Source organism: Endozoicomonas sp. ALC020 (genome assembly GCF_049275935.1).
GTDB lineage: Bacteria > Pseudomonadota > Gammaproteobacteria > Pseudomonadales > Endozoicomonadaceae > Endozoicomonas_A.
On record NZ_CP184830.1, the window covers coordinates 4,987,252 to 5,000,270 of the forward strand.

General features: G+C 48.1%; 11 protein-coding genes and 1 riboswitch. Of the genes, 9 read left to right on the top strand and 2 right to left on the bottom strand.

Features of this window, described 5'->3' with window-relative positions:
- The first annotated feature begins 87 nt into the window (after positions 1-87).
- From ACOJUO_RS18485 to ACOJUO_RS18510, 6 genes are all read left to right on the top strand, one after another.
- Positions 88-249, top strand: a complete 162-nt coding sequence (locus tag ACOJUO_RS18485; protein ID WP_422137765.1) for a hypothetical protein — start codon at positions 88-90, stop codon at positions 247-249.
- Between the two features lie 803 nt (positions 250-1,052).
- On the top strand, positions 1,053-2,522 hold the full coding sequence (gene guaB, locus ACOJUO_RS18490) for an IMP dehydrogenase (protein ID WP_422133414.1): 1,470 nt from the start codon (positions 1,053-1,055) through the stop codon (positions 2,520-2,522).
- 130 nt (positions 2,523-2,652) lie between these two features.
- A complete protein-coding gene (gene guaA, locus ACOJUO_RS18495) occupies positions 2,653-4,230 on the top strand; it encodes a glutamine-hydrolyzing GMP synthase (protein WP_422137766.1) in 1,578 nt (525 codons plus the stop codon).
- Positions 4,231-4,423: 193 nt separating this feature from the next.
- Positions 4,424-5,173 carry a metallophosphoesterase family protein gene (locus tag ACOJUO_RS18500; RefSeq protein WP_422137767.1) on the top strand — a complete coding sequence of 250 codons (750 nt, stop codon included), beginning with the start codon at positions 4,424-4,426 and terminating at the stop codon, positions 5,171-5,173.
- A gap of 171 nt (positions 5,174-5,344) precedes the next feature.
- Positions 5,345-5,617 (top strand): AbrB/MazE/SpoVT family DNA-binding domain-containing protein, encoded by a 273-nt coding sequence (locus ACOJUO_RS18505; protein ID WP_422137768.1) that lies wholly within the window; start codon positions 5,345-5,347, stop codon positions 5,615-5,617.
- The gene (locus tag ACOJUO_RS18510) at positions 5,614-6,006 is read left to right on the top strand and encodes a PIN domain-containing protein (RefSeq protein ID WP_422137769.1); all 393 of its coding nucleotides are present in this window, start codon (positions 5,614-5,616) and stop codon (positions 6,004-6,006) included. Before ACOJUO_RS18505 ends, ACOJUO_RS18510 begins: the two co-directional genes overlap by 4 nt.
- Before the next feature lie 42 nt (positions 6,007-6,048).
- Here ACOJUO_RS18510 and ACOJUO_RS18515 read toward each other — a convergent pair whose 3' ends face one another.
- Complete coding sequence (locus tag ACOJUO_RS18515; protein ID WP_422137770.1) at positions 6,049-6,321, bottom strand: HigA family addiction module antitoxin; 273 nt, start codon at positions 6,319-6,321, stop codon at positions 6,049-6,051.
- A 370-nt stretch (positions 6,322-6,691) separates the two neighbouring features.
- Positions 6,692-6,885: riboswitch (Lysine riboswitch) on the top strand.
- A gap of 181 nt (positions 6,886-7,066) precedes the next feature.
- On the opposite strand from ACOJUO_RS18515, the gene ACOJUO_RS18520 reads away from it, so the two are divergent.
- From ACOJUO_RS18520 to ACOJUO_RS18530, 3 genes are all read left to right on the top strand, one after another.
- Positions 7,067-8,662 carry a Na+/H+ antiporter NhaC family protein gene (locus tag ACOJUO_RS18520; RefSeq protein ID WP_422133419.1) on the top strand — a complete coding sequence of 532 codons (1,596 nt, stop codon included), beginning with the start codon at positions 7,067-7,069 and terminating at the stop codon, positions 8,660-8,662.
- 131 nt (positions 8,663-8,793) lie between these two features.
- Positions 8,794-9,222: a CesT family type III secretion system chaperone gene (locus ACOJUO_RS18525; RefSeq protein ID WP_422133420.1), complete on the top strand. Its 429-nt coding sequence runs from the start codon at positions 8,794-8,796 to the stop codon at positions 9,220-9,222.
- Positions 9,219-12,626: a DUF4135 domain-containing protein gene (locus ACOJUO_RS18530; RefSeq protein WP_422137771.1), complete on the top strand. Its 3,408-nt coding sequence runs from the start codon at positions 9,219-9,221 to the stop codon at positions 12,624-12,626. The genes ACOJUO_RS18525 and ACOJUO_RS18530 overlap by 4 nt, the downstream gene beginning before the upstream one ends.
- Here ACOJUO_RS18530 and ACOJUO_RS18535 read toward each other — a convergent pair.
- A complete protein-coding gene (locus ACOJUO_RS18535; protein WP_422133422.1) occupies positions 12,623-12,997 on the bottom strand; it encodes a tetratricopeptide repeat protein in 375 nt (124 codons plus the stop codon). The genes ACOJUO_RS18530 and ACOJUO_RS18535 overlap by 4 nt on opposite strands.
- Positions 12,998-13,019 lie beyond the last annotated feature (22 nt).

Consider the following 13,019-nt stretch of genomic DNA (forward strand, 5'->3'; position numbering starts at 1 on the left):
GTTTGTAATCTATTAACCTGATGGCTTGATAAAATTATTTTTTTCAGGGCTGCGTGTTTTTCTAATGTTTACAAGTTTTGGAGATACATGGATTACCTTCTCAATATTCAAGTTCGTAAGGTCAAGGAAGTCATTATGATGGGTATCCTGAATAATGAGTCCCTGCGGAACGTTAAAACCAAGTTAATGACGGCATCAACGACATCAAAACCAGCTAACTTGATTTTTCCAGCCAGTCATCGGCTTTGATTAGCACTGGCTACATCTGAATAAGTACCACTTATTACTGGCATAAATTGGTTTCAGGTCAGGACTGATAAGAACAGTTTTCATTGTCTGGTTCATTACTTTTTGTGGTTCTCTATTTGAATAAAGAAAACTAATCAGCTCGATAGATGGGAAGTTCTTTTTGATCTGCTTAACAAAATTTTCAATGCAATTAGTAGCAGACGAAATGCAGGCATTGCGAAAAATAATGGCTAACTTGTCTGATCTCTAATGATCTCAGCTAAGGTTTCAAGGGCCATTGGTCCTGTCTTTTTATTGTGAGCTGCGATACATGTTTTTGGAATATCAGAATTAACATCAGAGTCAAAAGTAACCAAAGGGATGTCCACTGAGTCTGCTTTTTCCAGAATGGGGTTAACGCATTGATGACACTTTTCAATTTAGGCAACAGTCAGTCGTTTAGCTTTGCAAAAATCCTGATGAAAATACCAAACGTTTCTTGAAACAACACCTTCGGGTGATGATCAATAATCGTAAACTCATGTACTGTGTCGGTTATCTTGTTTGGCAGACCAGCCGATAGTCCGGATTCTCAAAATCTGAGTCGGTGTCCGTTTGTGTACTGTTCGCGGCTGATATTGCCGGGGTGCTACCCTCTTATACCCTGATTTCTCAAGGGAAAAAGATCTTGAGCCGCCTCTTGGTATTTTTGTATGCGCATTCAAACTATTTGAATGGATTTTCTGTTTTATTGATAATGATCTTGATGTATAATCCTCTGGATTCTTTCCATCCACTCAATACACTCGGATCGGTAACAGGTAATGCTGAGAATCGCCCAAGAAGCCCTCACTTTCGATGACGTCCTGCTTCTGCCCGGATATTCAGAAGTTCTCCCCAAAGATGTTTCTCTGACCACAAAACTGACTCGCGAAATCGAGCTGAAAATCCCCCTGATCTCGGCAGCCATGGATACCGTGACTGAAGCTCGTCTGGCCATTGCCATGGCTCAGGAGGGTGGGATTGGCATCATTCACAAGAATATGACTGTTGCTCAACAGGCTAATGAAGTTCGCAAGGTCAAAAAGCATGAAAGTGGTGTGGTCAAGGACCCTATTACGATTGACTCGGCAGCGTCGGTCAGAGATCTTCTTGAACTGACCGGTCGTCATAAGATATCCGGAGTTCCTGTCCTGGATGGCAGTGATCTGGTCGGTATTGTCACCAGCCGTGACGTTCGTTTTGTCTCCAATCTGGACAAGATTGTGGCTGATATCATGACCCCTAAAGAGAGACTGGTCACTGTGAAGGAAGGAACTGACCAGGAGGCCGTTCGCAAGCTGCTTCATAAACATCGTATCGAGAAAGTGCTGGTGGTTAATGAGGCGTTTAATCTGGTCGGTATGATGACCGTAAAAGATATCAAGAAAGCCCAGGACTACCCTAACGCCAGTAAAGATTCCCATGGTCAGCTGAGAGTGGGTGCGGCAGTTGGTACCGGACCTGAAACCCCGGAGCGAGTCGCTGCTCTGGTCGATGCTGGTGTTGACGTTGTGATCGTTGATACCGCTCACGGTCACTCCAAAGGGGTTATCGAGAGGGTTCGCTGGGTTAAGGAAACCTATCCACAGGTTCAGGTTGTTGGCGGTAATATTGCTACCGGTGCAGCAGCCAGGGCCCTGGCTGATGCAGGTGCCGATGGTGTGAAAGTGGGTATCGGTCCCGGCTCAATCTGTACTACTCGCATCGTGACCGGTATCGGTGTACCGCAGATTTCTGCGGTAGCCAACGTTGTGGCAGCCTTGGAAGGAACGGGTATTCCGGTGATTGCCGACGGCGGGATTCGCTTCTCCGGTGATCTGGCTAAAGCCATCGTAGCGGGTGCCAGTGCGGTCATGCTGGGAAGTATGCTGGCAGGTACCGAGGAAGCTCCCGGCGAAGTTGAACTGTATCAGGGCAGAAGTTACAAAGCCTATCGTGGCATGGGTTCTCTGGGTGCCATGGCTCAGGCTTCCGGCTCCAGTGATCGTTACTTCCAGAGTGCGGAAGCCGGTGCCGAGAAGCTGGTCCCGGAAGGTATTGAAGGTCGTGTACCCTACAAAGGGCCGCTGAATGCCATTGTCCATCAGATGGTAGGCGGTCTGCGTGCTGCAATGGGATACACCGGCTCGGCAGATATGAAGACCATGCGCACGGTGCCTGAGTTCGTTCGGGTGACCAATGCGGGTATGAAAGAGTCTCATGTCCATGATGTAACCATTACCAAAGAAGCACCCAATTACCGGGTGGGTTAATTTGATTATCCCTTGAACTGTTGGCTCTATCATCCGCAGTTTAACGAATGTCGTATCAGTAACAGGCCTTCATCCACCTCGAAGACCGCTTGTTGCTTGTCGTAGCAGTTATCTAATTTTGAGAAGACACATGTTAGAGGATATCCACGCCGAACGAATTCTGATTCTGGATTTTGGTTCCCAGTACACACAGCTGATCGCCCGTCGTGTACGTGAGATAGGCGTTTATTGTGAGCTGCATCCCTATGATATGGATGAGCAGGCTATTGTCGAGTTTGCCCCCAGGGCGGTGATTCTTTCCGGTGGGCCTGAATCCGTGACCGGTGATGCTTCGCCTCGCGCGCCGGAGGCTGTTTTTGATCTGGGGGTTCCTGTGTTGGGTATCTGCTATGGCATGCAGACTATGGCAGGGCAGATGGGTGGCAAGGTATCGACCTCAAATCTGCGTGAGTTCGGTTATGCCAAAGTGAATCTGGAAAACAAGGTCAGACTGTTCGATGGCATTGAAGACCATGTGAATGAGCAGGGTCGTCTGAGTCTGGATGTCTGGATGAGCCACGGCGACAAGGTTTCCCAGCTGCCTGAAGGCTTTGTGGTAGCGGCTTCTACCGATTCCTGTCCTTTTGCAGCCATAGCTTGTGAAGAGAAGCAATACTATGGTGTCCAGTTTCACCCCGAAGTGACTCACACCAAACAGGGCGGTCGCATCCTGGAACGTTTTGTCATTGATATTGCCGGCTGCCAAAAGCTTTGGACTCCGGGACAAATTATTGAGGATGCCATTGCCCGCGTTCGGGAACAGGTGGGTGATAAAACCGTACTGCTGGGTCTTTCTGGCGGTGTGGATTCCAGTGTTGTGGCAGCGCTGTTGCACAAGGCTATCGGTGATCAGCTGGTTTGTGTCTTTGTCGATAATGGTCTGCTGCGTCTGAATGAAGGTGATCAGGTGATGGCCATGTTCGCTGAGAACATGGGGGTACGTGTTATTCGCGCTGATGCTGAAGAGCTTTTTCTGGACAAGCTAAGAGGTGTTCAGGACCCTGAGGCCAAGCGAAAAATTATCGGTAACACCTTTATTGAAGTCTTTGATCAGCAGGCTGCTGCCCTGGATAATGTCCAGTTCCTGGCTCAGGGCACTATCTATCCTGATGTAATCGAATCAGCAGGCGCCAAGTCTGGCAAGGCCCATGTCATCAAGTCACACCACAATGTGGGTGGTTTACCTGAAGATATGGCGATGGAGCTGGTTGAGCCTCTGCGTGAACTGTTCAAGGATGAGGTGCGCAAGATTGGTCTTGAGCTTGGACTGCCCTATGACATGGTTTATCGTCACCCATTCCCCGGCCCGGGTCTGGGCGTAAGGGTACTGGCAGAGGTCAGGAAAGAGTACTGCGATATTCTCCGTGAGGCAGATGCCATTTTTATTGAAGAACTGCATAAAGCCGACTGGTATCACAAGACCAGTCAGGCCTTTGCTGTCTTCCTGCCGGTTAAATCCGTAGGTGTGGTTGGTGACGGTCGTCGTTACGAGTATGTGGTGGCTTTACGCGCGGTAGAAACCATCGACTTTATGACGGCTCGTTGGGCCCACCTGCCTTATGAACTGTTGGAGAAGGTTTCCAGCCGGATCATCAATGAGATAGAGCATGTTTCCCGGGTGACTTACGACGTATCCAGCAAGCCACCTGCGACGATTGAGTGGGAATAGCATCGGATTGACCGGTTAAGTGAAATGGAGCGGCTTGTCGAAGGATGAGCCGTTTTTTTTGAGTTGTTCTCACGCTCCACAGGGGGCCGAAAAACTCTGGTTTTCACACTAAGTGTGTTATGCGAAACTGAGTCGGCAAGTAAGCTGTTACATGGCCAAATCAAACATTTGAGTAAATTGCAGAACCAAGAATATGAAAAAATTTGCAGTACTTTCTGATATTCATAGCAATGTATGGGCTTTGGAAGCCATTTTCTTGGATGCAAAACGCAAGGGCGTTGATGGCCTTATAAATCTTGGAGATATTTTATATGGCCCATTGGCTCCAAGAGAGACCTATGATCTTCTCCAAACAGAAGAAGTAATAACGATTCGAGGGAATCAGGACCGTCAAATTTATCAGGCTACAGAATCAGAGATCTCTTCAAATCCAACAATGCAATTTATCTTGTCCGAATTGGGTAAAGAGCCACTCCAATGGATGAGGGAATTACCAGAAGCAAAATCTCTGGATAATGATGTTTTCATCTGTCACGGCACTCCAGACAATGACCTGGTCTACATGCTTGAGGATGTTACTCAAGGTTATGCCAGAGTGAGATCAGACACAGAAATCCTGGGATTACTGACAGGGGTCAAAGAATCATTGATTTTATGTGGTCATACCCACATTCCACGCTCTGTGCAGCTCAGTAACGGCCAGCTTGTTGTAAACCCCGGAAGCGTTGGATTACCCGCCTATTTTGATGATGAGCCAATTCCCCACAAAATGGAAAACTATTCCAATTTGGCTTCGTACTGCATTGTTGAAAGTACTTCATCTGGTTGGCAAGTTGAACATATGAGAATTCCATATAAATATGAGAGTGCTGTTCAGGCAGCAAAGCAGAGAAATCGCTTGGACTGGGCGATAGCCCTGGAGACTGGAAGGGTTGCTATATAGACATTATGAATCCCGGTGAATTGTGCCTGGTTACCATGCTGGAGCCTGGGAACCGAAGAAATCATAGCGTAGGGCATTCTCACAAGCAGCATCGGAAGGAGTTAAAAACAGAACTTCCAAAAAATTCCTTACTATAATGTAAGGAATTTAAGGAATCATAGAGGTACAGCCATGCCCACAGCTAAATTAACATCAAAAGGTCAGATCACTATACCTGCCAAAGTGCGAGCAGATATGAACCTTAGTGAAGGCGACCAGCTTGAGTTCATCCGGCAGGAAGACGGCACTTGGCAAATTGCTCCCAAAAACCTCAGCATTATGTCGCTGTGTGGAGCGGTTAAGACAAACATAAGTCTTTCGGACGATGAGATCAAAGCCTGTATTTCAGAGGGGTATTCCGGAAAGGATAACGGCGACGAACAAGATCAAAGGTTAGCAGTATGATTGGACTGGATACCAATATTTTGCTCCGATTTCTGACCCAGGATCACCCATCTCAGTCCAAACAGGCCTCCAGATTATTTAAGCAACTCACACCTGAATATCAGGGCTACGTAACAGAGCCCGTTATGCTGGAGGTTTATTTCACTCTGCAAAGAGGCTATAAGCTGGAAAAAACCGACTTGATTGCCATTTTAGAAAGCCTTCTGACGACTAAAGAGTTAATTGTTGAAAATGCATCCGATATGCAAGCTGCCTTGAGGCTCTATAAAAAGACAAAGCCGAAATTAAACGACTGTCTTATCACAATAAAGTGTCAAAAAGCCGATTGCGAACAAATCTATTCATTTGATCGGGATGCTCAAAAATACCTCGGAATGCAAAAGCCATGATTAAACTCTGGTGTGTGGGAACCAGAGAAATTGTCTTAGTCATCAAGCAAAGGCAGCGATCTGGATTTTGTCCATATCCCTGTTGCGCCAGAGGTCGTAGTTAACCTGCATATTCAGCCACAGCTTAGGGGAGGTATTGCAAGCCTTAGCTAATTTGTAAGCCATCTCTACACTGACATTTGATCTCTGGTTAACGAGTTCAGACAGGGTTTTATGCGCAACTCCCAGATGCTTGGCAGCCTCCGTTACGCTGATATTCAGTGGCTCCAGATAAGATTCTTTGAGAACCTCGCCGGGGTGCACTGGGTTGAACATAATGAATTACTCCCCTGTGATAATCGCTGTGACCCTGCAGTAATTCAAAGTTTGTCAAACCCAGGAGCGCCGGATGAGATGAGAACGTGAAGAATCTATTTCCATAAAGAGCAAAACCTCACTAACTATATCTCACAATTGTCAATCATCCAGCGATGTGCATAATTACCGCCCATCAGCAGGGGTGACGTGGCAGGATGCTGTCGCTACACTTCTGCCTGTGATCCTCTTAATAAACACCATAAGCCGGATTCGCTTCAGGTTACAGAGCTTGTTAGAGAGCGGTTATGAGTGAAAGGGTGCTTCCCTGCAAATGCACAGGAACTACCCACAATAATCAGCCATTGGTCCATGGAATCCATGGGTCAGGGCTAAAAGTAGAGGCGCACCGTTTATCAGTAATCCGTAGCAGGGTGACTCCGAATGTCCTGGATTGACCAGGACAGAGAGCCGGATGAAAGGAAAAGGTGCCGAAGCAGAGTCGTCGTCAAACTCATCTGCTGGTGGTACATCGAAGAGGTGTATCATTGTCACAGTTTTTTACTGTGGAGCGCTACTGGACAATCGTTTCTGAAGGACTTTGCCCAAAAGGCAGGTTGCTCAGCAACAGGCAGATACGGGATCTATCCGGTCGTATTCTGCTTCAATCCATTGCCCTCCTGATCCTGTCTCGTGAATTAAGCTTAAAGTCGGCAGTCATGAATATTCTGCCCTCCGGACGTGTTCACCCAAAAGATCAGTATTTATGGAATTACTCAGTTACAGCACATCATCCCTGTCATTAGTCGCTCCGGCAGTGGCTATTATCCTGGCGATTCTGACTCGTCACGTCCTGTTTTCTCTTGGCGCAGGTATCCTTGCCGGTACGCTGCTGCTGACTGACTTCAGCGCCGGCAGAACGTTTTCTTACCTGCTTAACAGTTTTGCCGGGATATTTTGGGATAATGGTCTCAATACAGGCACTGTCTTTATTCTGTTCTTTCTGGTGATACTTGGCATCATTACCACTCTGATAGATGTTTCTGGTGGCGCCAGAGCCTTTGGTGACTGGGCTCGTCAGAGAGTAAAATCCCGGCAGGGATCACAACTGGTGACTGTGCTGCTGGGTATCATTATCTTTATTGATGATTACTTCAATGCACTGGCCGTTGGCAATATTGGTCGTCCCATGACAGATCGTCAGGGTGTCTCCAGAGCCAAGCTGGCTTACCTGATTGACTCAACGGCGGCACCGGTCTGTGTCATTACACCTGTCTCCAGCTGGGGTGCCTACATCATTGCCCTGATTGGCACTATTCTGGTGGCCCATGAAGTGACCGATGTCACTGCTATTGGTGCTTTTGTCAGTATGGTGCCGATGAATCTCTACGCTGTCTTTGCTCTGGCACTGGTGTTTTGTACTGCGGCCATGGATTTAAACATTGGTCCCATGCGGACCCATGAGCGCCGTGCCCGAGCCGGTGAACTGTATGACAGCCGAAAAGGGACACCTCCGGGATCTTCTGAGGCCATCAGTAGCAGTGAAAAAGGAACGGTTGCCGATCTTGTGATTCCTGTTCTCTCTCTGGTGATCGCGACGACCGCTTTCCTGATTGCTACGGGCGCTTCTGCGCTTCAGGAAGCCGGTACGCCATTCTCTATTCTGGGCGCTTTTGAAAACACCAATGTGGTCAATTCGCTTATCTATGGCGGTCTTGCTGGCCTTCTGGTCACGGCGATCAGAATGCTCAGCCATAATCTGGATGCCTCCACCTGGGGTAAGGCGATTGTGGAAGGTACGCGCTCCATGCTGCCTGCCATTTACATTCTGGTGCTGGCCTGGGTGCTGGTGGATATCATCAGCTCTCTGGAAACCGGCAAGTACCTGGCTCACCTGGTCAGCAGCTCGAAGATTGATACTGGCTATTTACCTCTGATCCTGTTTGTGGTTTCCGGCGCTATGGCTTTCTCAACCGGCACCAGCTGGGGCACTTTCGGCATCATGTTGCCCATAGCGGGAGATATGGCTGCAGCAGCAGATATTGCCATGATTCTGCCAATGTTGGCCGCTGTTCTGGCCGGTGCGGTGTTTGGCGATCACTGCTCACCGATTTCCGATACCACGATTCTGTCGTCTACAGGGGCCTCCTGTCACCACATTGATCATGTGATGACTCAGCTTCCTTATGCCCTCAGTATTGCTGTTGTGGCTATGCTGGGCTATCTGGTGATGGGGCTGACGGATTCTTCAATCATGGGCTTTCTTGCTTCCGGAGCCGGTTTTATTTTGCTTGTGCTTGTCTTTCGCAAGATGTCCCCCGGGCAGATGGCCAAATCTGAAGATCACCTGGTGGCAGAATAAGCCCAGACGGTATTTACAAGTTATAATCCCGGGAGATTTTTTCCGCTACCTGCCGAAACAGTATTTCATAGTAAACTGTAATTAATACCCCATCAGAAGGCATGGATGCCTTCACCCGGAGCAGGGAAGCTATGAGTTTCGACAATCTTATGAAAGCCGTTGCCCGCAATAATCAGCTGGGTGAACTGGACTTTCGCGATAACCGCTATTACCTCACCATCGACAGCCGCATTGAGTTCACCTGTTTTCAGGCCAATGGGCGATTCTTTATCCATGGCGTCATTGCCCAGCTGCCACCTGGTGAAAAAGATCGGGAAAATATCCTCCGAAATCTGATGACCAAAACTGTGGGTCTGGCGACTACCCAGCGGGTTATTTTGTCCATAGAGCCTGAGAAAGATGCGTTAGCTTTACATTACTCCCGCCCGCTTCAGGGGATGGATGACAACCTCCTTGAGGAAGCTCTGGCTGAGTTTGCCAATAACTTTGAGTATTACCTCAAAGAAGTCGGTCAGGAGCAGACTGTTATGCCGACCATGCCAACGATGATCATGCCATGATGGATCCGGTTTCTAATCATTCTTTATTCGGTTGTCTTGTCACCTGGGCAGAGAACTCAATCGATGGGTATAACGGACTCCGTAAGGCCAATGAAGCCTTTTTGAAGGCGGTGATTCGATACAGCCGTTTTAACGAACTGCATCTGTTTCTTCATGAAGGGCAGATTCCTGCTTTCAGGCAAGACTGGAAAGAATACCTGCACCAGTACGGGGCGGGTAAAAATATCAATATTCTGCCGGTTCATGACCTGCCTTCCTGTTTTCAGAGGCATGCTTATAGCGTTTTTCATTGCGGCGATCCCTACATATCAGACCTGGCCGCTCTGCGAGAAAGACATGCGTCCAGTATATTTCCTATCACTGGCAGGGCTCACAGTCTCAGTGATGATGCCCGTTTATCCCGGGTCAGGGATTTGATCTTCTCTCCCGTTAAACCTTGTGACTCCATCCTCTGCAGTTCCACAGCTCAGAAAACTGTGATGAAGCGTCTGATCTCTTCGGCCAGTGCCAGTGTCAGTGATACTGTGGGTAGGGCTGTTCCCTATCGTGGGCAAGTGAGTCTCATTCCACTGGGTATTGAACCGGCCAGACAAGAGGCTGTTCCTTCAAGAGAAGGTAATGTGCTTCAGATGCTCTGTCTTGGCAGGTTATCAGCAGCCGATAAAATGGACCTTCATCCATTATTACTGGCATTGAATGATCTGTTTGAGGAAGGAACCGTTTCCCGGTTTCAGTTGGTGATTGCTGGGGCTGGTGATGCCTCCGGCGAATATGTTCGCTCATTACTGGCTCAGGCCTATGAGTTTAATCTTGAAGATTGTATTCGCTTTGAACTCACCGTTGATGATGAGAAGCGGGAGCAGTTGCTGGCTGAAGCGGATGTGTTTGTTTCTCTTGCAGATAATGTTCAGGAGAGCTTTGGGCTGGCTCCGTTAGAAGCAATGAGGGCAGGTATTCCGGTGATTCTTTCAGACTGGAATGGTTATCGAGACTTGATTGTTTCCGGGCAGGAAGGTTTCCTGATCAAAACCACCTCGGCTGACCATGATGCTATTTCCCGTTCTCTCAGCCTTGTCAGCAAAACTCAGGCTCAGCTGATTCAGGCTCAGGGAGTCGCTGTAGATATAGAAGCGTTGAAAACAGCCTTGTCGACATTATTAATGGATGAATCTACCCGGAAAGAAATGTCCGATGCGGCCATCCGGAGGGTGAATGAAACCTTCAGCTGGCCTTTGCTGATTGATCAGTATCACCGGCTGGTAGACGATTTGAGGCTGGAAGCATCAAGAATACGACATCATCAGGGTAGGGCAGTGGGTATGCCCTACCAGGACGTGTTTGGGCATTATGCGTCTGTGGCTCTGCAGGAAACGGACTTCCTTGTAGCCACCGACAGAGGTCTCCGGGTTTTGTTGATGTCGGAGAGAGGTTTCTTTTTCAATCAGCTGAATCATCTCCTTGATAAAAACGAAATAAGAGAGGTGATCAGGAAACTGGTGACACCTCAAAGCGTCAGCAACATGCAGAAGCTGTTTCCTGAAAGGCAGACCTTATTATTTTTATTATCCTGGATGTTGAAGTATCAGCTGGTCTCTTTTTCCGATGAGGCAGAGGGGCGCAAGCCCTCTTTCCCCGGATTACCGGACTGGTTCAAGGTTGAAGATCCCTGCCCGGTGTGTGGCCTGGTCTTTCCCGAGCAGCTGAGATCCAAATGGATCAAGCCCGTTATCACTCAATACGTCCAACTCATTCAGAGTTATGTGAATGACATTGATAGTTCTGAAGAGGGTTCAGAAAGTAGCTTGATTCAATCCATTGCCCAGTCAGTCATTGAATGGATGGATGACAGGTTGCTGCAGGCTATTGGCTGGTTTGCAGAAGATCACACATTGACCAGCTACGGTGAAGTGCTAAAGCTACTGGAATCCAAAGGGATGGAGACACTGATTGAAGCCTATCCTCACTGGTATCGAAACATTCAGAAAGAGTTTTTCCAGCAAGTCAGAGTGATCCGTTCATTGCTGAGTCGGGTAAAGCAGGACTTGTCAGAGATCAATCATTACTTTTTTTCAGGGAGCCCTCAGCTTGGAGAGAGCCGTAAACTGGCTTCTGGTCTGATTTCTATTCGTCATTTGCAATCAGATGCTGGATCGCCCGTTTACCAGTTGGCGTTTAACAATGGTGAGCACCTGGTATACAAACTCAGGGATCTTGCCATTGACCAGTTATTACTGGGTGATAAGCGGAGCATGGCCCAGTCACTGAATGGCTGGTTGCAGGACTCGGAAGCTCTGGGTGTATTCAGGATATTGAATAAGTCTTCCTACGGTTATGTTGAGTTTATTGCTCCGGAAACTCTTTCTGAGTGTGATGATCCAGAAACTTACCATCGTCGCATGGGTGTGGCGGGCGGCTTCTGTCTTATGTCGGGTCTGGCAGATATTCACAGCAAAAATCTTCATGTCAATGGTAACAAGCCTTACCTTATTGATGCTGAGACAGCACTGCACAGTGCTGTGATTATGCAATTGCAGGCAGAGTTGCAAAATCCCGAGCTGGGTTTTTTAAGAGGCATTCGGGATTCCAGCCTGGGCCAGACCGGTTTGATGAAAATCTGGGAAAATTTCCATACCTGTCAGACTCATTACCGTTCCGTCAAACTGGAAAATGGTGAGCTGGTGGCGGAACAACCGCAAAAAATCACTCCTTTTCTGGATCACCTGCTGATGGAAGAGGGTCGACACTCTCTGGATAATCGTCATCCGTCAGTGGCCTCTCAATATAGCAAAGCGTTTGTGGAAGGCTTTCGATGTTCAGTGTCTGCTATTTCTCAACATTCACAGCAGTGGTGTGATTACCTGAAGTCGATGGCAGGCTGTGAGGTGAGGTATCAGCCGCGCTGGAATCTCAATGAGGCTCGCAAACAGTTTCGTGACCTTCATGTCGCCAGAGAGTTGCAGGATATTTCCAGAGAGCGCCGCAGAGGTTATTTTCTGCGTCTGGCAAGGCGCATCACGCTGGCCGCCGAGGTCAGTCAGCGCTGGCTTGATGCTCCGTGGCAGGAGCCGGTCAGTGTTCTGGCTGATTCGGTGACGGATGGGTGGCTGGCTCTGGAGCAGCGTGAATTTGTCAGAAAGCTTGGAGAGACCGGGGTATTTGTCCAGCGATACGATGGAACTTTGGATGAAATAAGTCGTCATTACTTTTCTGTAAATACCATAGAAAAACAGTCAGAGTTGATTGCCAGCCTGACGGATCACAAGCTCAGGGATCGATTCCTGAATGCCTTTCAGCAGATGATTGAAGGTTGGTTTGAGCAACATATCAATGCGGGAGAAGGAATGCCTGAAGAGCTCAGGCATGGGGTTTTGGAAGCGTTGGCTGACAGGGAGAGAAAGACTTAACCCTTTCTGATGTTCTCCAATAGCTCTTTGGCCATGATGGTGGTCTCTTGGTCACCTTCTTTGTTGGCCGTGGTCAGGTAATCTTCACTTTCCTTATTTCTTCCTTCCATCATCAGAGCCATACCGATAAAGGCTTTAACCGTCGGGTTGTCAGGATCTTTTGGGATGGCTTCCTTATGAAGAATCTCGAGGGCTTCCTGATTCATCTTTTTATTAATGAAGGTCAAGGCAAAGCCCAGAGTAGGCAGGATGCTCTCAGGTCTGGCTTTCTCCAGAGCGCTGAAAATACCGAAAGCATGTTTTGACATACCCACGCTGGAGGCCATAAAGCCTACATCTGCCAGGGTTTTGATTATTTTTTCATCGGTCATGTTTCAGGCCTCTTGCTGTTTA

What these genes read in the sequence shown, in the direction of transcription:
- ACOJUO_RS18485 (WP_422137765.1), top strand. Translation starts at nt 88, where the DNA reads ATGGATTACCTTCTCAATATTCAAGTTCGTAAGGTCAAGGAAGTCATT.
- guaB (WP_422133414.1), top strand. Translation starts at nt 1,053, where the DNA reads ATGCTGAGAATCGCCCAAGAAGCCCTCACTTTCGATGACGTCCTGCTT.
- guaA (WP_422137766.1), top strand. Translation starts at nt 2,653, where the DNA reads ATGTTAGAGGATATCCACGCCGAACGAATTCTGATTCTGGATTTTGGT.
- ACOJUO_RS18500 (WP_422137767.1), top strand. Translation starts at nt 4,424, where the DNA reads ATGAAAAAATTTGCAGTACTTTCTGATATTCATAGCAATGTATGGGCT.
- ACOJUO_RS18505 (WP_422137768.1), top strand. Translation starts at nt 5,345, where the DNA reads ATGCCCACAGCTAAATTAACATCAAAAGGTCAGATCACTATACCTGCC.
- ACOJUO_RS18510 (WP_422137769.1), top strand. Translation starts at nt 5,614, where the DNA reads ATGATTGGACTGGATACCAATATTTTGCTCCGATTTCTGACCCAGGAT.
- ACOJUO_RS18515 (WP_422137770.1), bottom strand. Translation starts at nt 6,321, where the DNA reads ATGTTCAACCCAGTGCACCCCGGCGAGGTTCTCAAAGAATCTTATCTG.
- ACOJUO_RS18520 (WP_422133419.1), top strand. Translation starts at nt 7,067, where the DNA reads ATGGAATTACTCAGTTACAGCACATCATCCCTGTCATTAGTCGCTCCG.
- ACOJUO_RS18525 (WP_422133420.1), top strand. Translation starts at nt 8,794, where the DNA reads ATGAGTTTCGACAATCTTATGAAAGCCGTTGCCCGCAATAATCAGCTG.
- ACOJUO_RS18530 (WP_422137771.1), top strand. Translation starts at nt 9,219, where the DNA reads ATGATGGATCCGGTTTCTAATCATTCTTTATTCGGTTGTCTTGTCACC.
- ACOJUO_RS18535 (WP_422133422.1), bottom strand. Translation starts at nt 12,997, where the DNA reads ATGACCGATGAAAAAATAATCAAAACCCTGGCAGATGTAGGCTTTATG.